The 25948-nt window shown below is 71.2% G+C and carries 21 protein-coding genes; 6 read left to right on the top strand and 15 right to left on the bottom strand.

Going from position 1 to position 25948, the window contains the following annotated elements; all coding sequences use genetic code 11:
• Positions 1-11: 11 nt before the first annotated feature.
• Entirely contained in the window at positions 12-1973 is a 1962-nt protein-coding gene (locus ABT294_RS35670) for an NPCBM/NEW2 domain-containing protein (RefSeq protein ID WP_350810736.1), read from the top strand.
• 13 nt (positions 1974-1986) lie between these two features.
• Positions 1987-3594 carry a beta-N-acetylhexosaminidase gene (locus ABT294_RS35665; protein WP_350810735.1) on the top strand — a complete coding sequence of 536 codons (1608 nt, stop codon included), beginning with the start codon at positions 1987-1989 and terminating at the stop codon, positions 3592-3594.
• Between the two features lie 74 nt (positions 3595-3668).
• Here the strand turns inward: ABT294_RS35665 and ABT294_RS35660 are convergent, their stop codons facing one another.
• From ABT294_RS35660 to ABT294_RS35610, 11 genes are all read right to left on the bottom strand, one after another.
• A complete protein-coding gene (locus ABT294_RS35660; RefSeq protein WP_350810734.1) occupies positions 3669-4889 on the bottom strand; it encodes an MFS transporter in 1221 nt (406 codons plus the stop codon).
• The gene (locus ABT294_RS35655; protein WP_350810733.1) at positions 4886-6211 is read right to left on the bottom strand and encodes a hypothetical protein; all 1326 of its coding nucleotides are present in this window, start codon (positions 6209-6211) and stop codon (positions 4886-4888) included. The genes ABT294_RS35660 and ABT294_RS35655 overlap by 4 nt, the downstream gene beginning before the upstream one ends.
• Complete coding sequence (locus tag ABT294_RS35650; protein WP_350810732.1) at positions 6204-7754, bottom strand: amino acid adenylation domain-containing protein; 1551 nt, start codon at positions 7752-7754, stop codon at positions 6204-6206. The genes ABT294_RS35655 and ABT294_RS35650 overlap by 8 nt, the downstream gene beginning before the upstream one ends.
• A complete protein-coding gene (locus ABT294_RS35645; RefSeq protein WP_350810731.1) occupies positions 7755-9572 on the bottom strand; it encodes a hypothetical protein in 1818 nt (605 codons plus the stop codon).
• Positions 9569-9826 (bottom strand): phosphopantetheine-binding protein, encoded by a 258-nt coding sequence (locus tag ABT294_RS35640; protein WP_350810730.1) that lies wholly within the window; start codon positions 9824-9826, stop codon positions 9569-9571. The genes ABT294_RS35645 and ABT294_RS35640 overlap by 4 nt, the downstream gene beginning before the upstream one ends.
• Before the next feature lie 2 nt (positions 9827-9828).
• Positions 9829-10698, bottom strand: coding sequence for an aspartyl/asparaginyl beta-hydroxylase domain-containing protein (locus tag ABT294_RS35635; RefSeq protein WP_350810729.1), 870 nt, complete (start codon positions 10696-10698; stop codon positions 9829-9831).
• A 32-nt stretch (positions 10699-10730) separates the two neighbouring features.
• Positions 10731-11732 carry a proline racemase family protein gene (locus ABT294_RS35630; protein ID WP_350810728.1) on the bottom strand — a complete coding sequence of 334 codons (1002 nt, stop codon included), beginning with the start codon at positions 11730-11732 and terminating at the stop codon, positions 10731-10733.
• A gap of 10 nt (positions 11733-11742) precedes the next feature.
• Positions 11743-12573: a PhzF family phenazine biosynthesis protein gene (locus tag ABT294_RS35625; RefSeq protein WP_350810727.1), complete on the bottom strand. Its 831-nt coding sequence runs from the start codon at positions 12571-12573 to the stop codon at positions 11743-11745.
• A complete protein-coding gene (locus ABT294_RS35620; protein ID WP_350810726.1) occupies positions 12570-13670 on the bottom strand; it encodes a DUF6421 family protein in 1101 nt (366 codons plus the stop codon). The genes ABT294_RS35625 and ABT294_RS35620 overlap by 4 nt, the downstream gene beginning before the upstream one ends.
• Positions 13671-13694: 24 nt before the next feature.
• On the bottom strand, positions 13695-14480 hold the full coding sequence (locus ABT294_RS35615) for a DUF6202 family protein (RefSeq protein WP_350810725.1): 786 nt from the start codon (positions 14478-14480) through the stop codon (positions 13695-13697).
• A 613-nt stretch (positions 14481-15093) separates the two neighbouring features.
• Positions 15094-15588: a DUF2087 domain-containing protein gene (locus ABT294_RS35610; protein WP_350810724.1), complete on the bottom strand. Its 495-nt coding sequence runs from the start codon at positions 15586-15588 to the stop codon at positions 15094-15096.
• A 17-nt stretch (positions 15589-15605) separates the two neighbouring features.
• On the opposite strand from ABT294_RS35610, the gene ABT294_RS35605 reads away from it, so the two are divergent.
• Entirely contained in the window at positions 15606-16169 is a 564-nt protein-coding gene (locus ABT294_RS35605) for a hypothetical protein (RefSeq protein ID WP_350810723.1), read from the top strand.
• Between the two features lie 155 nt (positions 16170-16324).
• Here the strand turns inward: ABT294_RS35605 and ABT294_RS35600 are convergent, their stop codons facing one another.
• Positions 16325-18832: a DEAD/DEAH box helicase gene (locus ABT294_RS35600; RefSeq protein ID WP_350810782.1), complete on the bottom strand. Its 2508-nt coding sequence runs from the start codon at positions 18830-18832 to the stop codon at positions 16325-16327.
• Positions 18829-20151 (bottom strand): acyltransferase family protein, encoded by a 1323-nt coding sequence (locus ABT294_RS35595; RefSeq protein WP_350810722.1) that lies wholly within the window; start codon positions 20149-20151, stop codon positions 18829-18831. Before ABT294_RS35595 ends, ABT294_RS35600 begins: the two co-directional genes overlap by 4 nt.
• Before the next feature lie 182 nt (positions 20152-20333).
• On the opposite strand from ABT294_RS35595, the gene ABT294_RS35590 reads away from it, so the two are divergent.
• Both ABT294_RS35590 and ABT294_RS35585 read left to right on the top strand, forming a co-directional pair.
• Complete coding sequence (locus tag ABT294_RS35590) at positions 20334-21581, top strand: sensor histidine kinase (protein ID WP_350810721.1); 1248 nt, start codon at positions 20334-20336, stop codon at positions 21579-21581.
• Positions 21572-22219, top strand: a complete 648-nt coding sequence (locus ABT294_RS35585; protein WP_350810720.1) for a response regulator — start codon at positions 21572-21574, stop codon at positions 22217-22219. The genes ABT294_RS35590 and ABT294_RS35585 overlap by 10 nt, the downstream gene beginning before the upstream one ends.
• A 124-nt stretch (positions 22220-22343) precedes the next feature.
• Here the strand turns inward: ABT294_RS35585 and mihF are convergent, their stop codons facing one another.
• A complete protein-coding gene (gene mihF, locus ABT294_RS35580; protein WP_350810719.1) occupies positions 22344-22649 on the bottom strand; it encodes an integration host factor, actinobacterial type in 306 nt (101 codons plus the stop codon).
• Positions 22650-23299: 650 nt separating this feature from the next.
• Complete coding sequence (locus tag ABT294_RS35575; protein WP_350810718.1) at positions 23300-24529, bottom strand: ROK family protein; 1230 nt, start codon at positions 24527-24529, stop codon at positions 23300-23302.
• A gap of 20 nt (positions 24530-24549) precedes the next feature.
• Between ABT294_RS35575 and ABT294_RS35570 the strand changes: the two genes are divergently transcribed.
• Positions 24550-25761: an MFS transporter gene (locus ABT294_RS35570; protein WP_350810717.1), complete on the top strand. Its 1212-nt coding sequence runs from the start codon at positions 24550-24552 to the stop codon at positions 25759-25761.
• The last annotated feature ends 187 nt before the right edge of the window (positions 25762-25948 follow it).

Here is a 25948-nt window from a genome sequence, read left to right as displayed (position 1 = left end):
CGGGACCCCCCATGCGCACACCCCAGGCCGCCCTCGCGGCGGCCCTCCTCGCCATGCTCGTCGTGCCGTTACCCGCCCGGGCCGAGCCGGCGCAGGCCGCGCCGGCCGGCCCGCCGATGGGCTGGAGCAGCCGCGCGCTCGGCTGCTCCGTCTCCGAGGCGTCGGTGCGGCAGGCGGCCGACGCGCTGGCGGCCCTCGCCCCGCTCGGCTACCGCTACGTCATCCTGGACGGCTGCTGGCAGGCGGCCCAGCGAGCCGACGGCAGGCTCGCCGCCGACGCCACCCGCTTCCCCGGCGGCGTCCAGGCGCTCGCCGACTACGTCCACGCCAAGGGGCTCAAGCTCGGGCTCAGCCTCTCGGCGGGCACCAAGGCGTGCTCGGGCGGCGGCCCCGGCTCCTACAAGAGCGAGGCCGCCGACGCCGAACAGGTCAAGGGCTGGGGCGTCGACTACGTCAAGTACGACTGGTGCAACGTCCCCACCGCCGACTTCCCCGGGCAGAACGTCCAGCAGATCGCGCAGACCCTGTTCCCGCGCATGCGCCAGGCCCTCGGCGGCTCGGTGGCGTTCGCGATGAACAACGAGGACGGCAGCACCGTGCCCTGGCTGTGGGGCAAGGACGCGGGGGCCACCACCTGGCGGACCAACGTCTACAACAAGCCCCTCCCCGACAACTACCCGACCATGGTCGACGTCTGGGAGTTCAACCAGCTCCGCGCCGAGTACGCCGGGCCGGGCAGCTGGGCCGACCCCGACCTGATCCAGGCCGGCGGCGGCGGCATGACCGAGGCCGAGTACCGCACCCAGTTCACGCTCTGGGCGATCGGCGCGGCCCCGCTGATCCTTCAGGCGGACCCGGCCAAGGCGCCCGCCGCGGTCGTGGCCATTCCGAAGGTGATCGCCGTCGACCAGGACGGGCTCGGGACGCAGGGCCGGCTGGTGAAGAGCGACGGCTGGTACCACGTGCTGTCGAAGCCGCTGAGCAACGGCGACCGGGCGATCGCGCTGTTCAACGAGAGCGACAGGGCGGCGACGATCTCCACCACGCTCGGCGGCTCCCGCTACCGGGTCGAGGAGCTGTGGACCGGCGCGGTCACCTCCACCAAGGGCGCGCTGTCGGCCCAGGTGCCCGCGCACGGGGCCGTGCTCTACCGCGTCTCCGAGAGCCGGGATCAGGCGCCGCCGCTGGTCACGTTCGAGGTGGACCCGGCCAGGTTCCTCGGCGACGACCGGCCGTCCGTGCTGGAACCGGGCAAGGAGGGCGAGGTCGTCACCCGGGTCACGAACACCGGGGCGACCGGGCGGCTGCGCGACCTGGAGGTGACGCTGGCCGTCCCGGACGGGTGGCAGGCGACCGCGCGGACGTCCAGGAAGGCCGCGACGCTGGACGGCGGCGCGACGTTCACGGTGACGTGGGCGGTCACCCCGCCCGCCTCCGCCGAACGGAGGAACCACGACCTGTCGGCGACCGTCACCTTCGGCGGGGGCAAGGTCGGCGGGGCCGCCGTGGTCACCGTCGCCCAGGCGCCCGGGCCCGGCACGTCCTACCTGAGCGACCTGACCTGGACCAGCGTCAAGAACTACTTCGGCCCCGTCGAGAAGGACACCAGCAACGGCGACAGGGCCGCCGGCGACGGGCGCCCCCTCACCATCGAGGGCGTCAGGTACGCCAAGGGCCTCGGCGCGCACGCCCCGGCCGACATCGAGTACTACACCGCCGGGCGCTGCTCGACCGTGGAGTTCCAGGCCGGCGTCGACGACGAGGTGGGCCAGGCCGGGTCGGTGGACCTCGAGGTGTGGGCCGACGGCGGCAGGGTCGCACACTCCGGCCTGGTCACCGGCGCCCAACCGGCCAGGAAGGTCACCGCGTCCGTCGAGGGCGCCCGCTACGTGCGGCTGGTCGCGACCAACGGCGGCGACAACGCCACGTCCGACCACGCCGACTTCGCCGACGCCGTCATCACCTGTCACTAGGAGGATCCCGGTAATGATCGTTCCCAAGCCCGTCCACTACCGCAGCCGGCCAGGGCGGTTCGTCCTCGACCGGGACACCGCGCTCGCCGCGGACCCGGCGCTCGCCGAGGTGGCCGCGTGGTTGCGCGGTGAGCTCAGCCCCGTCACCGGGGGTGAGCTGCTGCCGGGCAGGCCGGGCCCGGGGACGATCACGCTGGGCCTGGACGACCTGCCGCCCGAGGCGTACCGGCTGACGGTCGCCGAGGACGGCGTGCAGATCGACGCCGGCGGCCCGGCGGGGGTGTTCTACGGAGCGCAGACGCTCAGGCAGCTACTGCCCGCCTCCGCCTTCAGGAAGGCGGGGACGGGCGGGCCGCTCGCGCTGCCCGCCGTCCAGATCGAGGACGAGCCGAGGTTCGGCTGGCGCGGCTGCATCCTGGACGTCGCCCGGCATTTCATGACAAAGCATGATCTGCTGCGGTTCATCGACCTGATGGCCCTGCACAAGCTCAACGTCCTCCACCTGCACCTCACCGACGACCAGGGCTGGCGCGTCGAGATCAAGCGCTACCCGAGGCTCACCGAGGTCGGCTCGTGGCGCAAGGAGAGCCAGACCGGCTGGAACGGCGCCATGGACGGCCGCCCGCACGGCGGCTACTACACCCAGGACGACCTGCGCGAGATCGTCGCGTACGCCGCGCGCCGGCACGTCACCGTCGTCCCCGAGATCGACCTGCCCGGCCACACCCAGGCCGCCATCGCCGCCTACCCCGAGCTGGGCAACCTCGACACCCCCCTGGAGGTCGGCACCACGTGGGGGATAGGGGAGAACGTGCTCAACGTGGAGGACGCGACGATCACGTTCTTCCAGGACGTCCTCGACGAGGTGCTGGAGCTGTTCCCCAGCCCGTACGTGTGCGTCGGCGGCGACGAGTGCCGCAAGGACCAGTGGCGGGCCAGCCCTGCCGCGCAGCGCCGCATCGGCGAGCTGGGCCTGCGTGACGAGGAGGAACTGCAGAGCTGGTTCATCGGCCAGTTCGACGAGTACCTGACGGCCCGGGGACGCAGGCTCGTCGGCTGGGACGAGATCCTCGAAGGCGGGCTCGCCCCGGGGGCCGTCGTGGCGTCCTGGCGGGGCGACCTCGGGGCGGTGACGGCGGCCGGATCCGGGCACGACGTGATCACCTGCCCGAACACGTCCGTGTACTTCGACTACCGGCAGGGGGCGGGGGAGGACGAGCCGATCCCCTTCGGGACGGTCCTCACCCTGGAGGACGTCTACGCCTTCGACCCCGTCCCGTCCGCGCTGCGTGACAGCCCCGCCGCGTCGCGGGTGCTCGGCTCGCAGTGCGGCATCTGGACCGAGCTGATCGACTCCAACCGCCGCGTCGACTACATGGCCTTCCCCCGCGTGGCGGCCTTCGCCGAGACCGTGTGGAGCCCGGCGGAGCGCGACCTGACGGACTTCCGCACCCGCCTGGCGGCGCACCTGCCCCGCCTGGACGCGATCGGCGTGGAGTACCGCCACGAGTCGGGCCCCCTCCCGTGGCAGACGAGACCCGGGGTCCCCGGCCGCCCGGAGGACCCGGCGCAGTGGCAGGCCAAGATCGACGCCTGGACCAGCAACCTCAGACGCCCGTAGCGGAGCCCGACCGCCCTGGACCTGGCCAGACTCCCCAGCCCACGCGGCCCGGGCCGGGGTCTTCCGACAGCCGGTCATCCAGCGGGGCGGGTTGCCGTCCGGGAGACACGGGTCAGGAGGGGGTGGCAGGCCAGACCGGCGACGAGGAGCAGCGTGGCGAGCACGAGCCAGCCGGGAAGTCCAAGGGCCAGCGGAAGGGCGCTCATGACCGCCGGTGACACCCCTTCGCCCAGCCCGTGCCCCAGGCCGAAGACCCCCGCGTACTGGCCCTGGGCATGGGGCGGGGCGAGGCCGAAGGAGTACTCGGCCGAGGCGGCGCTGTGCCAGATCTCTCCCAGCGTGTAGGCGATCACTCCCGCCGCCAGCAGGAGAGCGCCGAACCAGGGCGGGACCCCCTCGGCCAGCGCCATCAGGAGCATGCCCACCCACAGGGCGGCCCCGGCCCAGCGCATCGCGCGTCCCGCGGACGGCACGTCGGCGACGTTCCTGCTGATGTGCACCTGGAGGACGACCACCATGATCGTGTTGAGGACGAGTGCCGCGGAGATCGTCCACCGGGGAGCGGACGTGTGCTCCACGATCCACAGCGGCAGCAGGAACGTCGGGATGGTGAAGTGCAGCGACATCACCGCGTTGATCCCGGTCAGGGTCAGATAGGTGCGGTCACGCAGAGCCGCCCAGCCGCGATCGGCGCCGCCCGCACCTTCGGGAGCGCCTTCGAGGGTGAGAGGCGGTAGCCACAGGAGGATCAGACCGGAGACGAGGTAGGTCAGCGATCGGCAGATCATGACGGTGAGGAACGCCGCCCTGGTGTCCGCCTGGATGGCGAAGCCCGCCGCCACCGTGCCGAGCGCTATCGCGAGATTGCCCACCGACCGCAGATAGCCGCGGAAGACGGCCGGCGTCGGCCCGCCGAAGCCGCGCACGAGCGGGGCCAGCGTCGACCAGCTCGCCGCGATCACCGCGCCGGACAGCAGGGAAACCAGCAGGTAGGTCCAGAACGTGTCGACCAGAAGCAGACCGGTGTTCACCACCGTTCCGCAGAGCGCCACCCCGATCTGGACGCGCTTCGGCCCCCACCGGTCCGCCATGCGGCCGACGTACACGCCCGCGACCAGCCCCGTCATCGCCGCCGCGAACAGTCCGGCGGCCACCTGTGAGGCGGGCAGGCCGACGATCCGGGTGAAGAACAGCGCACCGGCCGCGACGAACAGTCCCGTGCCGAAGCTGTGCACGAAGGACGTCGCCGCGACGACCCTCTGGCCCCTGCCGTCCGGTAGCAGGACGGCCGTCACCGCCACAGGGTGTCCCCGAAGTCGGCGGCCGGCCGCCAGTTCCGTTGGAAGTCCCGCCTGTCTCTGGTCGACAGCTCGTCGGGAAGCATCCAGAGGCGCTCGTCGAACCAGCGCCTGACGTCCTCGAAGCGTTCGGTGAGCTGCTCGGTCGAGTCCGCCACGACCATGAACTGCCCGACCCGCTGACTGGTGGTGGCCGGGCCGGCCGCGAAGTGCGTGCCGACCGGGTGGTCGATCCGGGCGAACTCGACGTGCGGCAGAGCCAGGAGGTCGGCCGGCGTGGGGCAGTCGAGCAGCGTTCCGGGACGCCCGGGCAGGTAGGTGCCCCCGAAGACCTTCTGCCTGAGCTTCACCTCGATCCCGGGACGGAGCCCGAGCGCGATCTGGACGGCGCACTCGGCGATGTTCACCCCGAACTTCGCCTGTATCTGCTCGTGGATCAGCCCGCCTCCGCGACGGGCGGCGCATTCGCCGAACGTCAGCGCCCCGGACGACCGGTCGTGGAAGAGCTCCATGTGGAACGCCCCGTCCCGAAGCCCGAGCGCTCCGAGCGCGGCTTCCACGAACCCCCGCGCCTTGTCGTACACCCAGCGCTCCTCGACCGGGTCGAAGTGGCGCAGCCAGAGCGGCTTCCCGCTCCGGATGGCGGTCAGGCACGGATCCCCGTACGCGCCCACGGCGCAGAACAGCAGTTCCCCGCCGTGGACGACCCCGTCCACGAACCACTCGTCGCCGGCGACGTACTCCTCCAGCACGAAGGTGCGCTGGCTGACCTTCTTCCGCCTGTGCTCCTCGCTCTGGGCCCGCAGATCGTCGATGCTCTCGACCATCGAGGTGAGGGCGGTCGCGGCGCCGGCCACGGGCTTGAGCACGGCGGGGACGAAGGGCAGTTCCTCGATGCCGGAGACGGACAGGACGTCCTCCACGACCACACACTGTGCCGCGGGCAGGCCGGCGTCGCGCACCGCGGCCTTCTGCAGGCTCTTGTCGCGAAAGCGCACCGCCACCTCCGGGTCGAGGCACGGCAGGCCGAGATGGCGAGCCAGGATGCCCGCCGTGACCATGGAGTACTCGTCAGAGGTGTGCACGGCGTCGAAGTCGTCGGCGCCCAGCCCTGCCCGGCGCAGCCCCATCAACACGCCCTCGACACTGCTCTGATCGTCGACCCTGAGCACGGAGAGCTCGGACGGGATGGTCATGAGCCCGTCGTCCCAGCCGGCCGCGCCGCAGACGACGACGGCGGCCACGCCCAGCCGGACACAGGCGTCGAGGGTATACCGATCCAGACCCACGATCAGCAGGCGGGGACGGCGCTCAGTCATGGTTGTTCCTCCTGAAGTGCGTGCTTCCCCAGGCCTCCAGGGCGGCCCGGTCCACCTTTCCGTTCGGCGTCAGGGGCAGCGCCTCGACGGCCACCGCATGGGCGGGCACCAGATACTCGGGGAGCACCTTCGCCAGAGCCGGCCGCACCGCGAGCGGGTCCGCAGAACCGGCCCTCCCATTCGACACGCCCTTCGACACGCCCTTCGAGCCGGCCGTGTAGGCCAGCACCATGGACTGGTAGCTGCCGTCCGGTTCGCGGATCGGCACGACGGCGCAGTTGAGAACGCCTGGCAGCGAACGAGCGGCGTGCTCCACCTCGGCGGGCTCGACCCGGAAGCCGCGGAGCTTCACCTGGCGGTCCCGGCGGCCCAGGTAGCGCAGGTCGCCGTCGCCGTCCACCCGCCCCTGGTCACCCGTGCGGTAGACCCGGGTCGGCACGCCTTCGATGGGCACGGTGCGGAACCGCTCCGCGGTCAGCTCGTCCTGTCCCAGGTAACCCAGGGCCAGGCCGTCACCGGCCACGCAGATCTCGCCCTCCTTCCCGGAGAGGCACACCTCGTCGTCGGCCATCACGAAGATCCGGGTGCCCGGCGCTGCGGTGCCCAGAGGAACGCCGTCGGAGGCGTCGCAGTCCCGCGCGGAGACCTGGTGGGAGGAGACGAACATGCAGCATTCGACCGGGCCGTAGCAGTTCACCAGCGGGATCGCCGGATGGGCCCGGATGAACCTGGCCGCGTGGGCGCCCGACATCGCCTCGCCGCTGACCAGGACCCTCCGCAGTCCGGCGAAGCAGCCGGGGTCCACGTCGACGAACAGGTTGAACAGGGCGGTCGGCAGGTGCGCCGCGTTCGCGCCGTGCTCGGCGACGGCGGCGCGCAGGGTCTCCGGGAGGAAGCTCTGGTCGCCCGGGAGGAGGCAGGTTCCCCCCGCGACCAGGGTTCCCCAGACCTCCAGGGCGTACATGTCCCACGCCGCGTTCGACACCTGCGGCATGACGTGGCCGGGGCCGAACGAGGCCGGGCCGTCTCCGCGGAACAGCCGCAGTGCCGCCCGGTGCGGCAGGACCACCGCCTTGGGCACGCCGGTGGTCCCCGAGGTGAAGATGGCCATCGCCGCCGTGGCACCGTCGGCGTCGCGCCGGGGCGGGGCCACCGCACGGTCAGCGGACTCCCGCGGTGACTCCCGGGGCGGGGTCCAGACAGGGAACGGGTGTGCCTGCGAATCCGCGACGGCCACCGGCGACGGCAGGCGTCCGGCGAGCGACTCCAGCCGCTCGGCGGGCCAGCCCGGGTCGAGCACGGAATAGGCCGCCCCACACTTCAGCAGGGCGAGCTGGACGACGACCAGACGCGCGGACCGGGGAAGGATGACGGGGACCATGCTCCCGGGACCGATGCCGAGGTCGGCGAGCAGCGACGCGAAGAAGTCGGCCGCCCCGTCCAGGGTGCGGTAGCTGACGGCCACCCCCCGCTCGACCAGCGCCGGATGGTCCGGCCTCTCCCGTGCCCGGCGAGCCACCGCTGCATGGAGGGTGCTGTCCACCTAGGCCTCCTCGGGCGGCAGGACGGCGAAAGGGCAACGCAACAGGGAGATCGCGAGATCCTGCACGCCGAAGACGGTGAAGTGGTGCTCCTGCGGCGGAGCCGACGGGTCGAGACACACGTCGAACAGGACGCTCCGGCGCTCCCGCCGGCCGAGCCGCACCGCGTGCGTCGCCGGGGATATCCGGGCGCGAAGGCTCCACGGGACGATCACGCCCACCTGCACCGGCCCCGGCCGCAGCGGCTCGACCGTGGCCTCGATGCGCAGCGTCGCCCCGGCGAAGACCGTCGGGGCGGCGCTCGCGTCGAGCCGTACCCCGCCGTCCATCGTGTATCCGACCGGACCGCAGCTCAGGCAGACGTGCGCGGTGGTGTCGGGGACGCGCGCGCTGAACCCGCGGCGCCGATACTGCCAGGCCGTCCGACCGCACAGGACGCACGGCGTGGTCGTCGCGTCCGGCAGGGAGACCGAACTCCGGTCGCCGAAGAAGCGGGAGAACTCGGCGAGCCCGTCGTCGGGGCGTTGCGCGATGCGTACGGCGATCGCCTCGTCAAGCGATCGGGCCTCGTCCCGGAGCGAGCGCAGGAACGCGGCCCTTTCCACGGCCAGCCCCATGACCGGACGGACGGCCGTCGTCTCAGCCTGCTCCGCCACCTTCGCGAACCCTTCCCGCAGGGGATGGGCGGCCGGCAGCATGCCGGTCATGAGGAAGCCGCGTGCCCGGGAGCCGAGGTCCTTGACGAGCCCCGCGGGCTCCTCATCCTCGAGCACGGGGGCCGGTGGCGCCATGTCCCCGTAGGCCGAACTCGGCAGCCCCACCTGGATGAACGTGGGGTAAGGGTGCATGGTGCCGAGACTCGCGTTCAGCAGCCGAGCCGTGCTCCCGCCCCGATCCGCGGAGTCCAGCCAGATGAGGTTCTCCACCCGGGCCGACTGGTGCATGGACAGCGCGGCCACCACCGTCTGGGCAGGGCCGTCGACGGCGTTGAGGAGCAGCTGGTAGCGGGGACTGTAGGAGGCGAGGTCCGCCAGGGCGCCGCTGTCGCAGCCGCTGAGCACGAGTTCCGCGGCGCGAACCCGATGCGCGGGGACCAGCTTGTCCTCCGGCTTGTAACAGCCCCGTCCGTAGGCGCACGTGGGACCGGGCCGCGCGGGGCCGGCGACCGGGCTCAGCCCGCACACCGTGTGCGCGCCCAGGTTGATGCTGTCCTCGGTGCCGTGCCCGCTGACCATGACGCGTTTCCAGACGCGCTCCGCCGCGATGCGGCCGAGATCCGCGCCGCCCAGGGTCCGCGAGTCGTAGTAGGTCGCCGAGGTGGACACCGGCTCCGTGTCCAGATCGGTGAACAGCCCGGTCTCGCCCACGGCGGCCACCTCCCCGTACTGTTTGGCGATCATCCACGTGAGCGAGTGCGGGTCGCGGCCCGTAAGCAGGAAGACGTCCCGGCCACGACGGCAGGCGTCGATCAGGACCGGCCCGAGGACCTCCATCCGCAGATCCGCGTAGCAGCCGAGGATCACCAGCGAGCCGTCGCCCGCGGACGGCTCGCCGTCCGTCCACTGCCGGGCCAGCGGATGGGCGAACGAGCGCACCGCCTCCGGGAGGTCCCCCAGGACGGCCCCCGCCGCGCACCTGGGGGGCTGCCGCAACGCGGGATAGAGCCCCGACGCGAGGTCGAGCGCCGTCACCAGGTCGGAGCGTTCGCCGGTCCACACCGGAACGGCGCTTTCGCGGCGGCCCTCCGACCAGGCCGCCTGGAACTCGGCGACCTCGCGTCCGAAGTCGGCGAAGCTCGACACCGCGCGGAACACGCTCACGTCGACGCTCCGATGTTCGTGATCGCCAGCGCGAGGGCCTCGATCGTCCGGTGTTCGAAGATCGCACGTAGGGACAGATCGCAGCCGAGGTCGTCCGCGAGCCTCGCGGCGGCCCGCATCGCCCCCAGGGAGTGGCCGCCCAGGTCGAAGAAGTCCTGGTCGGGCTCGATCCGGTCGAGGTGGAGGATGTCCCTCCAGACCTCGGTGATGTGCTGACACAGTTCCGGATACGACAGCTGATCGTTGCCGGCCATGCTCACCCTGGCAGGAAGGTGAAGTCCTCGCCGACTTCACGGGAGAGGACGAAGAACTTCCTGGCGCGTTCGGCGATGTCGATCAGTTCCGCGTCGCCGGACCGCCGGGTGATGTCGATGAGCCAGTCCCACGAGGCCCCGATCGGCACCTCCTCCGTGAAGTGGATCCGGCCCAGCAGGAAGGCGATGTCCTTGATGTTGTGCCGCGACACGACCGTGCTCAGGCCGCGCAGCCGCTCGGGCAGATCCGGAGCGGCCGGCGCGCGTTCCACCAGGGTGGGCCGCAGGCCCGGGTCGTGGAACTCGGGCCGGGCGAAGATGTCGGCCGGTCGGAACCCCGGACCGGCCGCGAAGTCGAGGCAGAGCGACCAGCGGCTGCGCGAGGACATGTTCATGCCCGCGTGGACCTGGGCCGCGTCCAGGAACCACACCTCGCCCTTGCGCATGTGGAAGACCATGTCCTCGTCGGAGTTGACCGAGTGCTCGTTGTCCTCCAGCAGGATGATCACCCGGAAGAACTGCTCCACCTCTCCGGCCTCGATGAAGTCGCGGTGCGGGATGATGGAGAACTCGACGACGTTGCGCGCGCGCACCATCGTCATCCGATCCGGGTTGAACCAGGTGGTCAGGATCTCGCGAAGGTAGGGAACCTCGTCGAGGACCGGGGTGGGGCGTCCGGGACGCTGCTCGTGGCCGTACCAGAAGCCGTCGGCGTGGTCGCCGGAGGCGTTCCACAGGTTGATGTTCAGCCAGGTGCCCGTGGTGAAGACCCGGTACGGCTCCTGCGGGACGGGCATGGACGCGAGCCGCGCGATGTCCTTGGCGATACGTTCCTCGTCGAAGGGGATTCGGCCAAGAATCGTGGAGGCCATGGGGAGACGTCTCCTTCCTTGCGGATGGGTGGTCAGAGCTCGAAGCCTGCGGGGAAGGGGTCGTCGGGGGACAGGAAGTACTGCGCGGTGCCCGTGATCCAGGCCCGTCCGGTGACCGTCGGCACGACGGCCCTGCGGTCGGCGACGGTCGTCTCCTCGACGAGGCGGCCGGTGAACTGCGAGCCGATGAAGGACTCGTTGACGAAGTCGGCGCCGAGTTCCAGCTCGCCGCGGGCGTGCAGCTGCGCCATCCGCGCGCTGGTGCCGGTGCCGCACGGCGACCGGTCGAACCAGCCGGGATAGATGGACATGGCGTGGCGCGAGTACGCCGCGTCGGATCCCGGCGCGGCGAAGTACACGTGCCGGACGCCTCGGATCCGCGTGTCCTCGGGGTGGACCGGCTCGTCCGTGGCGTTGATCGCCTGCATGGTGGCCAGCCCCGCGGTCGTCATCTCGTTCTTGGCCTTCCTGTCGAACGGCAGCCCGTAGTCGTCGAGTCGCACGATCGCGTAGAAGTTGCCGCCGTAAGCGAGGTCGTAGCGGACGGAGCCGAACCCGGGGACCTCGAGCTCGGCGTCCAGCCGCTCGCAGAACGCCGGAACGTTCCTCAGGGTCACGCTCCGCGCGACCCCGTCGGAGACCGCCACGTCGACCACGACCAGACCCGCCGGGGTCTCCAGGCGCACGGTGGTGACCGGCTCGGTCACGGTGACCATGCCCGTCTCCACCAGGACGGTCGCGACCCCGATCGTGCCGTGCCCGCACATCGGCAGGTAACCGGACACCTCGATGAACAGCACGCCCCAATCCGCGTCGGGCCTGGTGGGCGGCTGGAGGATGGCCCCGCTCATCGACGCGTGCCCCCGCGGCTCGGTCACGAGCAGGGTCCTGATGTGGTCGAGGTTCTCGCGGAAGTGGATCCGGCGTTCCGCCATCGTCGCTCCGGGGATCACCCCGACGCCACCGGTGATCACACGGGTGGGCATGCCTTCGGTGTGGGAGTCGACCGCATGGAAGATTCGCTTGGTGCGCAAGTCATCCCTCTCAGTGCTGGTGGAGGTCGTCGTCGGACAGGTGGATCGTCCCGGCCATGTACTGCCTGGCCGCGCCGAACAGGGCGACCCGGTCTCCGTCCAGGCCGCAGTCCAGGTTGATCGTGCGGGTCCGGCCCAGCCGTGGCGAGAACTGCTGGGCACGCAGCCGGGGCTTCCCCAGCCGCCCGGCCCAGTACGGGACGAGCGCGCAGTGCGCCGACCCGGTGATGGGATCTTCGGGGATCGACAGCTTCGGCCCGAAGAAGCGTGAGCAGAAGTCGGCCTCGGCCCCTGGCGCGGTGATGACCACGCCACGCAGGTCGAGCGCGGAGAGGGCGACCTGGTCCGGCACCACCGATCGGACCTGGTCCTCGGTGTCGTAGACCACGACGTAGTCCATGGACCTGTAGACCGCTGACGGTGTCGACGGCCCCAGCCCTCGCAGCAGGTTCTCCGGCGGTTCGACCGGGGAGAAGCCGAGGGCGGGGAACGTCAGGCCGAACAGGTCCCCGTGCCGGGCGACCACGAGCGGCCCGCTGGCCGAGTGGAACGTCACCTCGCCTCGGTCCGGCTGGAGATGTGTCAGGACGACGTACGCCGCGCCCAGCGTGGCGTGCCCGCACAGCTCGACCTCGGTGGCCGGAGTGAACCAGCGCAGGTCGTAGGCGTCTGCGTTCCGCACGATGAAGGCCGTCTCCGGGAGGTTGTTCTCCAGGGCGATGGCCTGCATGACGGCCTCGGGCAGCCACTCGTCGAGCAGGCAGACCGCTGCCGGGTTCCCCCAGAGGATCCGGTCGGTGAACGCGTCGATCTGGAAGATCGGGATGTTGATCACGTTCACACGCCCAGCCTCCGCTTGGCCTCGGCGAAGAAGGGGATGTGACGGTAGTCCCGCGCCTCCTCGTCGTAGTCCGTGTACCGGTTGGTGAACCCGAGCAGCCGCTCCCTGACCAGCTCCGAGGGCTCACCGTGGATGTGCCGTTCGATCTCCTGGATCTCGCCGAGAAACCGGGCCAGTACGGCGGGCAGATCCGGGCGCAGGTGGATCCGGCCGTCGCGCAGCCGGATCCCGTCGGCGGCGACCAGGTAGTTGAAGAGCAGCTGGGACGCGACCGCGTCGTAGTTGGGCCTCGGGATCCCCTCCACCGCGTAGCGGAGCAGCCGCTCGGACAGCACGTACTCGTAGGTGAGCCTCGCGCCGCGCTCGGGCAGGGCGGAGTCGTTGAGGCAGGCGAGCATCGCCGACACGTCGACCCGCAGTTCCTCCAGGCCCGCCAGCGGCTTGAACTTCTTCACCGGGAGGAAGGCGGGGATCGGCATGTCTCCCTGCCGGTGGTGGTACTCGTGCAACCGCACCCACCACGCCGACGCCTGCTCGATGTCGCCCGGCGCCGCGGCTTCGACCAGCGGGAACGATCCCTTCGCCATGATGTCGGCCACGAGCAGCCGGGTCAGGCGCAGATGCCGTTCGACGAACTTGTCGATGAAGTAGAAGATCAGGTCGCCGCTCTCCTGGCGGCCGTCGATGTGGTTCTCGGGGAAGAGCGCCACCACCGGCCGGGCCTCGAAGCCCTTCGACATCCGTTCGATCGTCACCGGCATCGTCGGGCTGGGATATCTGGCGTCCAGATGATCGTCGCTCGGGAGCGGCCGGTAGGTGAGGAAGTCGAGGGACAGCGTCGGGAAGTACGGCGCGTCGAACAGCGAGAAAATGGAATTGTCCATCCGGTTGTTGATGTGCGCCTTCGTCTGGAGCAACCGGGGATCCTGGTCGAAGGCCATGGCGTCGTCGGCGAACGCCTGGACGATCGGCACGTGCCGGAGCACGGGCGAGGTGATCAGCTCATGGGACAGGTGCTTGAGGAATGCCTCGTTCCGGACGTCGCTCCGCCGGACCGAGCCCCGTAATGTGTTGACCGCGTCAATGACATCGTTCACTGGCTCTGCACGCCCTTCCCCCGGTCAGCCAGTAGAAATCCGATCCGCGAAATCGTCGAGCGCGCCCGCCCAATGGGTCGCGTAGTCCGCGGCGAGCAGCACGAGCTCTTCGGCGTCGTTTCCGTTCTCGACCATGGCTGTCATGCCGGTCTCTTCATCGCTGACCGATGTGGCGTGACTGGTCTCGGCTCTGATGTGCGCGTCTATCCACACCAGCGCGTCGGGCGCCGCGAACAGCTTTCGCCCGTCGACCGTGACCTTGCCGTAAATGCGCCGGAACGCGACCGCGATGTCCAGCGCGATGGCCTCCACGACCCGCAGCTGCACCGCCGCGCCCAGTCGGTGACCGGCCATGTCCGTCATCGCGCCCAGCAGCTTGGCGACGCCCTTCGGAGGAGTCCCCGCCGCGTCCTCGCCGGCCACTTCGGCCAGCGGCCTGACGATCGAGTCGGCCCACCACAGGTAGTGGATGCCGGCGGCCCCCTTGGGCGCCACCGAGCTGAAATCCTCGGCCAGGTTGTCCAGGTCGTCGCCGATGACCCGGTAGGCCGTCTGGAATGCCGCCAGCACGTCCCTGTCCGGGGTTCTCTGTGACATGAAATGCCGTGCCGCCACGCCCAGCCCGGAGATCGTCGTGAACATGAAGGTCTTGGTCATCACCTCCCACTGGCGCGCCACGGCCAGCGCGTCCGTCGCCGTCACCTGGTCGACGTCCTTGGCCGCGGCGAAGAACCGATTCCCCGGCCTGACCAGCTGAGCTGCCTTAACCACTTCGGCCACACGTTCGTCAAGTCCTGCGATGCCTGACACGAACCCCTCCTCGACCCCGAGTGGAGGACTAATATGTCACACATCATAGATCACTTGCGATAGAGATGGCCATCAATGAGTCGTTCGAGACTTCAGAAATCCTTTGGCCGCCTTGCGCCTTATGCGATGAGCAGGGGCTTCGCGGAGGAATAGGCGGCGAATTCGCATTAAATCGGTCAATGGCAACCAAGAGGTTGAGTTTTGTCGAGTTTCTAATGCAGATTAGGCCGTGACCGTTTCGGGAGGGCAGAGTCGCCGTGGGCGCGGGCGATGTCCGGATACGGCCCGCAGCAGGTGTCCGAGGGCGGGCCGCAGGCGACCAGGCGCCGGGACGCGGCCGCGGAGACCTCGGGGCACCCTCCCCGGGCCCCACCCCTGGTCAGCAGAGGGATCTCGATGGTGGCGGCCGGAGTCAGGGGCCGTCACACCAGCCCGGCGCGGGCTGGGTCGGCGGGGCGGCGCACCGGCCCCGCGTCGAGCGTGCCGTCGACGACGGTCGTGACGGTGACGGCCGTGGGCGGCAGATGGTGGCTCAGGGTGATGCCGGGGTGCCGCTCGGCCGGCGCCGGCAGCAGCGTGGGGGCTGTCTCATGGGTGGTGCCGGTGCTGCGATTCAGAGGTCCACCGGGCCGCCGCTGCGCCAGTAGACGTTGCCCTCCCGGGAGAGGAGGGACTCGTCGATCAGATAGCGGCGCAGGGCGGCGTGGTCGTCGTGGAAGGCGCGCAGGGCTACGTTGACGTCCTTCTCCGCGTAGCGGACGCCCGGCTCGAAGAGCTGGGCGATGTAGCGGAGCACCACCAGTCGCTTGTCGCGTTTCATCGGCATCGTCTGCAGCCGGCCGTCGACCAGGAAGGTGCGCAGCAGGCGTTCCTCGGCGCTCACCTCCGGGGCGGGGTCGGCGGTCGCGCGCAGCAGGTCGCGGAAGCGTTCTGGGGTGGCCCGCCACACGCCGTCGTCGTCCTGCGCGGCCAGGCCGCCGGTGGCCAGCCGGTCGAGGGCCTTCGGTGGCAGCCCTTCTGTGACGCCGAGCACCAGGGAGGCGAAGGCCCGCAGGGTGTCGTCCTGGTACAGCAATCCGAGGACTCGCCTGATCTCTTGCTCGCTCATTCGTACAATTTTGACCCATGATCAGCGCGATTCTGTTAGCGGCTGCTGTCGCCATCCCCAACGGCTTCCTGCTGTACGAGAAGGCCGCGTCCAAGAAGGACGACAACCCCGAGACCTCATGGCAGGTGAGCGGGAAGAAGGGCGCCAAGCTGGTGGTGAACCCGTGCGACAAGGCCGAGCTCGGCCAGGCGGGACGCACCTCGGCCAAGACCGTCGTCTACACGGCGGTGCCGGACTTCTCCAAGTCCGAGCAGGTGATCCTGTACGCCGCCCCCGCTGACGCGGCCAGGGCCCTGCGGGAGCTGCGGACCGCCCTGAAGACCTGTGGCTCGTCCGCGTACCGGTACGCCACGAGCGCGGTCACGCTGGGCGACGAGGCGGTGCGCGTCTCGGGGCAGAGCTACCAGGGGAAGAAGATCGGCATCGGCGGGGAGCGGGCGGTGGTGGCCCGCCGGGCCAACGCGCTGGTCCTGTACACGCAGGCGGGCGAGTGGGGCAAGCCCGCCACCTCCGACTACGCCCGGCAGACCAAGGACGCCAAGCGGATGCTCGCGAAGATCTGCGACATCGCTTCCTGCTGAGCACCGCGAGCTCCGCGAGCTCTGGCGAATTGTGCGGAATGTCTCGATCTTGGGACATTCTGATGACCAGATGCGGAAGCTCCTGGCGAGAGACTAGAGGCACGAGCGTGTGTCGGAACGTTGTTGCCAGTCCGTTCCGGCACACGCCTTCAATCTCAGAGCCGGTTCAGCCCCTGCACGTGGACGACGGCCCGGCCCTCCTCGTCGGAGCCCGCCAGGTCGATCTGCGCGTCGATGCCCCAGTCGCCGTCGCCCGCAGGGTCCCTGATCGTCTGGCGGACCTTCCACAGCCCGCTCTCCTCCTCGATCCGCAGCAGCGCGGGCCCGCGCGCGTCGGCGTCGGTGAGGATCTCCTCGTGCTCGTCGTAGTAGGCGTCGAGCGCGGCCCCCCAGTCGACGTCGGGGGCCAGTTCCTCCAGCTCGCCCTCCTTCTCGATGGCGCAGAGCTCGACCAGGCGGAACATCGCGTTGCGCACCAGCACCCTGAACGCCCGCGGGTTGCCGGTGACCGGCCGCACCTTGGCCTCCAGCTGCTCCTGCTGCTCCAGCGCCTCGGCCGGGTTGGCCAGCTTCTCCCACTCGTCGATCAGCGACGAGTCGACCTGCCGGACCAGCTCGCCGAGCCACTCGATCAGGTCGACCAGGTCGTCGCGCTTCAGGTGCTCGGGGACGGTGCGGCTGAGCGTGCGGTAGGCGTCGGCCAGGTAACGCAGCACGGTGCCTTCGGAGCGGGCCAGCTCGTAGAACTGGATGTACTCGCTGAAGGTCATCGCCCGCTCGTACATGTCGCGTACCACCGACTTCGGGCTGACCGTGTAGTCGCCCACCCACGGATGCCCCCGCCGGTACGTCTCGTACGCCCCGAGCAGCAGGTCGTCGAGCGGCATCGGGTACATGACCTCGGCGAGCTGCTCCATCCGCTCCTCGTACTCGATCCCGTCGGCCTTCATCTGCGCGACCGCCTCGCCGCGGGCCTTCTTCAGCTGCGCCGACAGGATCTGGCGCGGGTCGTCGAGGATGGACTCCACGATCGACACCATGTCGAGGGCGTACCCGGGCGACTCCTGGTCGAGCAGGTCGAAGGCGGCCAGCGCGAACGTGGACAGCGCCTGGTTGAGCGCGAAGTCCTCCTGCAGGTCGATGGTCAGCCTGGCCCGCCTGCCCTGCTCCTCGGGCTCCGTGAGCTGCTCGACGATGCCGCCCGCGAGCAGCGACCGGTAGATGGCGATCGCCTGGCTGATGTGCCGGCGCTGCCACTTGCGGTCCTCGTGGTTGTCGGTGAGCAGGTGCTTCATCGCCTGGAAGCAGTCGCCTGGACGGTTGATGACCGCCAGCAGCATCGCGTTGCTCACCTTGAACCGGGAGTTCAGCGGCTCCGGCTCGGCCTGCTGGAGCTTGTCGAAGGTCTCCTCGCTCCAGCCGACGAAGCCCTCGGGCGGCTTCTTGCGGGCGTAGCCGCGGCGCCGCTTCGGGTCGTCGCCGATCTTGGCGAGCGCCTTGGCGTTCTCGATGTCGTGCTCGGGCGCCTGGCAGGCGACGTAGCCGATCGTGTCGAAGCCGGCCCGCCCCGCGCGGCCCGCGATCTGGTGGAACTCGCGGGCGCGCAGCCGCCGCACCTTGTTGCCGTCGTACTTGGACAGGGCGGTGAACAGCACCGTGCGGATCGGCACGTTGACGCCCACGCCCAGCGTGTCGGTGCCGCAGATGACCTTCAGCAGCCCCGCCTGGGCGAGCCGCTCCACCAGCCGCCGGTACTTCGGCAGCATCCCGGCGTGGTGGACGCCGATGCCGTGCCGCACCAGCCGCGACAGCGCGCGGCCGAACCGGGTGGTGAAGCGGAAGCCGCCGATCATGGCGGCGATCGCCTCCTTCTCGGCCTTGGTCGCCATGTTGATCGACATCAGCGCCTGGGCCCGCTCCATCGCGGCGGCCTGGGTGAAGTGGACCACGTACACGGGCGCCTGGCCGGTGCTGAGCATCTCCTCCAGCGACTCGTGCAGCGGAGTCATCCGGTACGAGTACACCAGCGGGACCGGCCGCTCGGCGTGCTTGACGACCGCGGTGGGACGCCCGGTGCGCCTGGTCAGGTCGCGCTCGAACATGGAGACGTCGCCGAGCGTCGCCGACATCAGGATGAACTGCACGTTCGGCAGCTCCAGCAGCGGAACCTGCCAGGCCCAGCCGCGGTCGGGCTCGGCGTAGAAGTGGAACTCGTCCATGACGACCTGGCCGATGTCGGCCGCGGCGCCGTCGCGCAGCGCCACGTTGGCCAGGATCTCGGCCGTGCAGCAGATGATCGGCGCGCCCGGGTTGACGCTGGCGTCGCCCGTCATCATGCCGACGTTCTCGGTACCGAAGATCGCGACCAGGTCGAAGAACTTCTCCGACACCAGCGCCTTGATCGGCGCGGTGTAGAAGGTGCGGACGTCCCGCGTCAGGGCCGTGAAGTGGGCGCCGGCGGCGACGAGGCTCTTGCCGGAGCCGGTGGGGGTAGCCAGGATCAGGTTGCTCCCGGACACCACCTCGATGAGCGCCTCCTCCTGCGCGGGATAGAGCGTGAGCCCGCGCTCGGCGTTCCAGGAGGCGAACGCGTCGAAGATGGTGTCCGGCTCGGCGTCGATCTCTTCGGGCAGGCGGTCAACGAGTAGGCTCACGCTCCCTATCCTGCCGAAGTTTCTCCCATGCTCGAACCCCGGCGGGAGCCGCGCCCGGCCGAGAGCGGTGTTTGAGGGCCGGTCGCCAGCAGGCCGCCGAGGATCGCGACCGTCGCGACGACCGGCGTCCAGCCGGGCGCGAACCCGGCCACGGTCAGCATCAGCAGCCCGCCGCCGACGAGCGCGGCCGCGCCGAGCGAGGAGCCCCAGGTCGCCTTCCCGTACGGCAGCGCGGGCGGCTCCTCGAAACGGGCGAACCCCTTCAGCAGCGGCCACATCACCAGGCAGAGCAGCCCGAACCAGAGCGGCCACCCGGCGAACCAGCCGAGGCTGGCCGGCGCCGGGGTGTCGAGGCCCAGGCCGACGACCACCACGCCGGTGACCGCGAACAGCGCGGGCATGTGCCACAGGTAGACGGTCATGACGCGCGGCCCCGCCCAGGCGAGCAGCCCGTCCGTCCTGAGCCGCAGGATCAGCGGGCGCAGCAGCGTGGCCAGGCCGATCTGCCCGGCGGCGACGGCCAGCATGGCCAGCGTGGGCGGGGCCATGTTGGACACCTCCGCGCCGGGCAGGCCGATCATGCTGCCCGGGTACGGGCCGAACGCCACCAGCAGCGCCGCCGTCCCGAACCCGCCGATCGCCAGCGGCCACGGACGGGTCAGCCGGCCTTCGGCGTACAGGAAGCCGAGCTGGTGCACCGCCAGCCAGACGAACACGATGTTGAGGTAGCCGAGCGGCTCGACGCCGGTCGAGAAGCGCACGACGTCCGTCAGCGCCGCGCCGGCCGCCAGTGCCGCCGGCACGCGCAGCCCGTGCCGGGCGTGCAGACCCAGCAGGGACGGCGTGGCCACCACGGCGATCACGTACACGGCGAGGAACCACAGGAGCTGGCCGGTCAGCTTCGCGCCCGTCTCCAGCGGCTGCGCGGGCACGCCCAGTTCGAGCAGCAGGTGGGGGAGCGGGATCCACACCGCCGCCAGCGGCAGCAGCGGCCAGGCCAGGCGGCGCAGCCGGACGGCCAGCCACCGCTGGGTGCCGTGCGCGGCGCGGCCGAAGCTGATCGCGTTGGCGGCGCCGCCCGCGAAGAACACCAGCGGCATGACCTGGCTGATCCAGGTGACGACCCAGACGCCCGGGGTGGCCAGCGCGTTGCCCGTGCCGAGCCGGCCGTCCTGGTAGGTCAGCACCGGGATCGTCCAGTGTTGCAGGACCACCAGCGCCATCCCGAACACGCGCAGGAGGTCGATGAACGGGTCCCTGACGGCCTTGCGGCTCCGCGGGAGGGGCCGTACCGGAGACTCGGCCGGACGGTCGAGCAGGACGGTCATGGGGCCTCGTTTCATCGGGGAACGGATGAACCAAGGCTTCCGTCTGGGACGTCTGCGCACAGTGCCGTGAGCCGCCCTCTTCGAGTCGAGGTCGCACCACCGGCCGTGGTAGGGCTGGCCCTACCGTCGAACGCCTGCGCACCGGGTCGAACCGGACTCGGCGGAGCCCTAGCGTGTAGGGCATGCGCTCCCTGATGCGGCGTGTCCTGCTCGACACGCGCTACACGCTGATCGGCTTCCCCACGGCCGTCATCGGCTTCGTGCTGCTGCTGCCCGGCTTCGTCGCCGGCATCGGCACGTCGGTCGTGTGGATCGGCGTGCCGATTCTGGCAGGCACCCTCCTGATCGCCAGGGGCTTCGCCGACGCCGAGCGTGGCTGGCTGTCGGACGTGCTCAAACGTCCGCCGGTGCGGCCCCGCTACAAGCAGCCCCCGGAGGGGGCGGGCAGGTTCCGCAGGCTCGCCAACCCGATCACCAGCGGCCAGTCGTGGCTCGACCTGCTGCACGGCATCCTGAACTTCCCGCTGGTCATCGTCTCGTTCGTGCTGACCCTGGTGTTCTGGGCGGTGCCGGTCACGGCCCTGACCTACCCGCTGTGGGGCCTGATCACCGCGCGGATCCCCGGCAACCAGGAGCTGCCCGAGGTGATCGGCCTCGGCAGCGGGTACGCGATCGGCTGCGTCTTCTACGTCTCCCTCGGCCTGGTCGTGCTGGTCCTCATGCCGTTCGTCGTGCGCGCGTCCGCGCTGATGCGCGCCGCGCTCGGCAGGGCGCTGCTGACCGGCGTCGCCGAGCTGCAGGAACGCATCGACGACCTGGCCGAGGGCCGCGCGGCGGCCGTCTCCGCCGAGGCCAACGCGCTGCGCAAGCTGGAGCGCGACATCCACGACGGGCCGCAGCAGCGCCTCGTCTCGCTCGCCATGGAGCTGTCGAGGGCGCAGCGGCAGATGCAGCGCGACCCCGAGGCCGCCCAGGTCACGATCAGCTCGGCGATCACGGCCACCCGGGAGACGCTCGACGAGCTGCGCGCCCTGTCGCGCGGCATCGCGCCGCCCATCCTGTCCGACCGCGGCCTCGCGCCCGCGCTCGCCGCCCTCGCCGGGCGCTGCACCGTCCCCGTCGACCTGGACGTCCAGGCCACCGAGCGGTACGAGGCGGCCGTCGAGAACGCCGTCTACTTCGTCGTCGCCGAGTCGCTCACCAACGTCGCCAAGCACAGCCAGGCCACCCAGTGCACCATCCAGCTCAGCCGCACCGGAAACACGCTGCTGCTCACCATGGGGGATGATGGGGTCGGCGGCGCACACGTCGCCAAAGGACATGGTCTGGCCGGGCTGGCCGACCGGCTCCGCGCGGTCGACGGGGAGCTGGTCGTGCAGTCGCCGGAAGGCGGGCCGACAGTGATCGTGGCGGAGGTGCCGTGCGCGTAGTCGTGGCCGATGACGCGGTTCTGATCAGGGAGGGCCTGGTCAGGCTGCTCGAAGAGTTCGGCTGCGAGGTGGTCGCGGCCGTGGGCGACGGCACCGCCCTCGTCGAGGCGGTCGCCGAGCATCGGCCCGACGTGTCGGTGGTGGACGTGCGGATGCCGCCGTCCTTCACCGACGAGGGGCTGCGCGCCGCGGTCGAGGCGCGGAACCGGGTGCCGGGGGCGCCCGTGCTGATCCTGTCGCAGTACGTCGAGGTCTCCTACGCCGACGACCTGCTCGCCGACGCCAGGGGCGCGGTGGGCTATCTGCTCAAGGACAGAGTGGTGGACGTCGACGAGTTCCTGGAGGGCCTGCGGCGGGTGGCCGCGGGCGGGACCGTGTTCGATCCGCAGGTGGTGTCGCAGTTGATGGTGCGCAGACGGAAGGACGACCCGCTGGCGCAGCTCACGCCGCGCGAGCGCGAGGTGCTCGGCCTGATGGCCGAGGGCAAGTCGAACCCGGCCATCGGCAGGCAGCTCGTGATCAGCGACGGAGCCGTCGAGAAGCACATCAGGAGCATCTTCAACAAGCTCGGCCTCTACGCCGACGACAGCGACCAGCATCGCCGCGTGCTGGCCGTGCTGGCGTACCTGCGCTCCTGAGGCCGACGTGTGGCGTGGCCTGTGTCCGCGCGCGGATGTGGCGGGGGTTCCGAGGGACGCGAGGCGCCGGTGAGGTCTTCGGCCGGTCCGCGCGGCGTTCCGCGCGGACCTGGCCGCGCCGGGGCTAGCCGAGCGCGTCGACCAGCTTCTTGCGCTGCTGGGCGCCCAGGCCGCCGAGGCGGCGCTTCTCGTCGACGCCGGCCTCCTCCATGAGCGCGGTGGCCTTGGCCGGGCCGACGCCCTTGACCGCGCGGAGGGCCTGCGACACCTTGATCTTCTTGGCGATGTCGTCGTCGCGCTCCAGGAGCTGCGCGAACGACAGCTCGCCCGCCTTGACCTTGGCGAGCAGGGCGGTGCGGGCCGCACGAGCCTCTGCGGCCTTGGCCAGAGCCGCCTGACGCTGCTCGGGGGTGAGAGTGGGAAGTGCCATCTCTGTTCTCTCCTCGGGGAGTTAACGATCGGGAATGTGTTACCCGTAGTGCAGTGGCTAATCATGGCGGATACCAGCGGTTCGTGTAGCGGAAAGCGACCGCTCAAGGTGCCCGCCACACCGACGCGGCCCCTTCCGCACACGCACTGTCCTGCGCGACCGTGTCTCCGCTGACCCCCATGCCGCCGACCACGCGTTCACCCACCGTAGCCCTTTCGGGGCGGGAATCCACCTCCGATACCCCAGAAACGGCCCTCGTCGGGGACGCGGAGCTCGCTGTCGGTAGCGGCCGGCGAAGCCGGGCCGGCGCAGGCGTCCGCGGCGCCGGGCACCGGCTCCGGCCCGGCGCTCACACGCTGGAGAAGCCGCAGGTCGTGGGCGGCGCGGCCGGTGCCGACGAAGATCGCTGTTCCCGGCTCCGCGCCTGCTCCAGGGCGGTGTCGCGGGTGGCCGGCGAGGGGCCGGGAAGCCCCGGTTCCGTCCCGGCCTGGAGGGGGGCACGCTCGTCCCGGCGGACCGCGTCCGAAGATCGTCAGACGGGGTCCCGCGTGGGCGGGGTGCGTGCCTCCGCTGGGTGATTCATGCCTGTCCGCGTGTTATCCGTCACATTTGTCCACTCGGGAGTGTCGCAGCCTCAGCGGACCCCCTGGTCACGCCCCCTGGCGGGTGCGTCGCCAGGACTCGACGCCCTCCGGCGTCAGGAACTCGTCGAAGACGGACTCCATCGCGCCGATGAGCGGCCCGCGCCAGCCGAGGGCGGAGGCCTCCAGACGCGGCGGGCGCTCGCGGCGGATCGCCATCAGGCCGGGCCCGAACCCGCCGGTGATCGCCGGCAGGGCGTGCTCGTACAGGTCCACGGCCAGGCCCGACAGCGTCACGGCCTCCGGGTCGTGCGCGTTCACCAGCGCCGCCACTCCCCGTCCCAGCGACCGCGCGCTGGACGTCAGCGCCTCCAGGGCCGCCGCGTCGCCCGCCGCCGCCCCCGCCACCAGGAGTTCGGCCTGCTCCCGCCCCTGCCCGCCGCCGAACGCCAGGCCCAGGTGGCGTAGCAGCGCGTTGGTGCCGACGTCCATGCCCCAGCAGCCGACGGCCCCGCACATGCAGGGCGCGGTGCCGCCGGTGAGCGGCATGTGCCCGAACTCCGCGCCGATCCCGCCGGCTCCGGCCAGGGGCCGCCCGTCCACGACCAGCACGCCCCCGAGGTCGAAGTCCACGTGCAGGTGCAGCCCGACGCCGACCCCGCGCAGCCGCCCCCGCCGGGCCTCGGCCAGCGCGGCGAACGCCGTGTCGTTGCCCACGCGGGCGCCGGCCAGCGCCGGGTCGGCCTGCTGCGCGCCGGAGACGAGCAGGCCGGGGACGTCCACCGCGTGCCAGCGCAGGTGCGCCACGTCCACCAGGCCGTGCCCGCGCACCGGGCCGGCGACCGCGACGCCGACGCCGACCACCCGGTCGCCAAGCCGCCCGAGGTGGGCGCGGAGCTCCTTGCCGAGCGGCACGAGGGCGCCCTCGGGCGTGCCGTCGTGGCGGCGCACCTTCAGCACCGTGACGTGGCCGCCCAGCTCGCAAGCGGCGACCTCCCAGGCGTCCTCGCGCACGTCCACGGCCAGCGCGAGCGGCCCCTCGCGGTGCGGTCCCGGCACCTGGGTCGGACGCCCCCTGCCGTGCTCCTGCGCGGGCTCCTCGTGCAGCAGCCGGTCCGCGACCAGCTCGTGGACCAGCACCGACGCGGTGCCCCTGGCCAGCTCCAGGTCGCGGGTGAGCTGCGAGCGGGTGCGGGAGGCGCCGCAGTCGTGCACGGCGCGCAGCAGCCGGACCCGGTTGTGCGCGCGCAGCTCCACGCTGGTCGTGGCGCCGGTCTTCGCCATTGTGGGAACCTTCACCCGCTTATTATGCTCTTGCCGTGAACAAAAGTGACGTGATCGCCAGACGGGCCAGGGTCGGAGTCTTCGGGTTCTTCGTGTTGAGCGGATTCGTGATGGGCCTGTGGGCGGCGGGGCTGCCGTCGCTGAACGACCGGCTCGACCTCGGCCCGGCCAAGCTGGGCAGCGTCATGCTGCTGATCTCCGGTGGCGCGCTGGTGTCGATGCTGGTGGCCGGGCCGCTGGTCGACAGGTGGTCCAGCAGGGCGGTCTGCTGGGTGGGCGGGCCGGTCTCGGCGCTCGTCCTGCTCGGTCCGGCCCTGGCCCCCTCCTACCTGGCGCTGGTCGTCCTGGCGGTCGTCTTCGGCATGGGGCTGGGGGTGACGGAGGTCGCGATGAACGCCCACTCGGTGGAGGTCGAACGCCGCTACGGGCGTCCGATCATCTCGGCCTTCCACGGCGCGTGGAGCCTGGGCGGCGCGGCGGGCGGAGCGCTGACCGCGGCCGTGCTCAGGGCCGGGCTGGACGCCCAGACGCTGCTCGTGGTGGCCGCCGTCGTGGTGCCGTTCCTGTACGTGCCGGCGGCCAGGATGCTGCTGCCCGACCCGCCCGCGCACGCCGCCCAGGGCGGGGGCGCCGAGGGCGCGCAGAGCAGCCCGCTGCGCTGGGGCCTGATCGCGTTGCTCGGCGTGGCCGCCTTCGCGGGGCACCTCAGCGAGGGCGCCGCCATCGACTGGGCCGCGCTGCACGCCCGCTGGATCCTCGACACGGACCCGGCCGCCGCGCCGCTCGCGTACACGATCTTCGCCGTGGCGATGACCACCGTCCGCCTGCTCGGCGACCCCATCCGCGCCCGCCTGGGCTCGGTCCGCACGATCCAGCTCGCGGGCGCCCTCGCCACCTGCGGGTACGTCCTGGTGCTCGGCGCGCCCCTGACGGGCGAGGCGCTCAGGGTGGTCTGCGCGTGGACCGGCTGGGCGCTGGCGGGCGTCGGGCTGGCCACGGTCGTGCCGGTCATCTTCAGCGCCGTCGGCGCGGCGGGCGGGCCGGTCGGCCGCGCGCTGTCGCTGGTCACCGCGTTCGGCTACAGCGGCATGCTGGTGGGGCCCGCCGTGCTCGGGTACATCGCGGAGGCGTCGTCGCTGCCGGTGGCGCTGATCATCCCGGGCGTGCTGGCCGCGGTCGTCGCCCTCTCGGGCGCCCCCGCCATCCGGGCCCTCCCGCGGGCCGACCGCGTGCCCGTCGAGTCCTGACGGCCTCTCCCGCGCTCCCCGCGAGCCCGTCGAGTCCTGACGCCTTCCCCCCGTGAAGCGGCAGCCATCCAGGCCCCGGACGGCTGCCGCTTTGCGCGTTCGTGGGGTTGACCTGGGGTTATTCGATCGTTACTTGACCTGCTGGTTACATCCATGTTTCATGTGCGGCACATCGTAAACGTTTACA

The sequence above is a fragment of the Nonomuraea sp. NPDC000554 genome (genome assembly GCF_040300065.1).
Lineage (GTDB): Bacteria > Actinomycetota > Actinomycetes > Streptosporangiales > Streptosporangiaceae > Nonomuraea.
This window is presented reverse-complemented; position numbering and strand designations above follow the sequence as displayed.

Bases quoted from the DNA above. Each gene is read 5' to 3' on its own strand.
- ABT294_RS35670 (WP_350810736.1), top strand. From the start codon at position 12: ATGCGCACACCCCAGGCCGCCCTCGCGGCGGCCCTCCTCGCCATGCTC.
- ABT294_RS35595 (WP_350810722.1), bottom strand. From the start codon at position 20,151: ATGACCGTCCTGCTCGACCGTCCGGCCGAGTCTCCGGTACGGCCCCTC.
- ABT294_RS35665 (WP_350810735.1), top strand. From the start codon at position 1,987: ATGATCGTTCCCAAGCCCGTCCACTACCGCAGCCGGCCAGGGCGGTTC.
- ABT294_RS35610 (WP_350810724.1), bottom strand. From the start codon at position 15,588: ATGAGCGAGCAAGAGATCAGGCGAGTCCTCGGATTGCTGTACCAGGAC.
- ABT294_RS35605 (WP_350810723.1), top strand. From the start codon at position 15,606: ATGATCAGCGCGATTCTGTTAGCGGCTGCTGTCGCCATCCCCAACGGC.
- ABT294_RS35655 (WP_350810733.1), bottom strand. From the start codon at position 6,211: ATGACTGAGCGCCGTCCCCGCCTGCTGATCGTGGGTCTGGATCGGTAT.
- ABT294_RS35635 (WP_350810729.1), bottom strand. From the start codon at position 10,698: ATGGCCTCCACGATTCTTGGCCGAATCCCCTTCGACGAGGAACGTATC.
- mihF (WP_350810719.1), bottom strand. From the start codon at position 22,649: ATGGCACTTCCCACTCTCACCCCCGAGCAGCGTCAGGCGGCTCTGGCC.
- ABT294_RS35640 (WP_350810730.1), bottom strand. From the start codon at position 9,826: ATGGCCGGCAACGATCAGCTGTCGTATCCGGAACTGTGTCAGCACATC.
- ABT294_RS35590 (WP_350810721.1), top strand. From the start codon at position 20,334: ATGCGCTCCCTGATGCGGCGTGTCCTGCTCGACACGCGCTACACGCTG.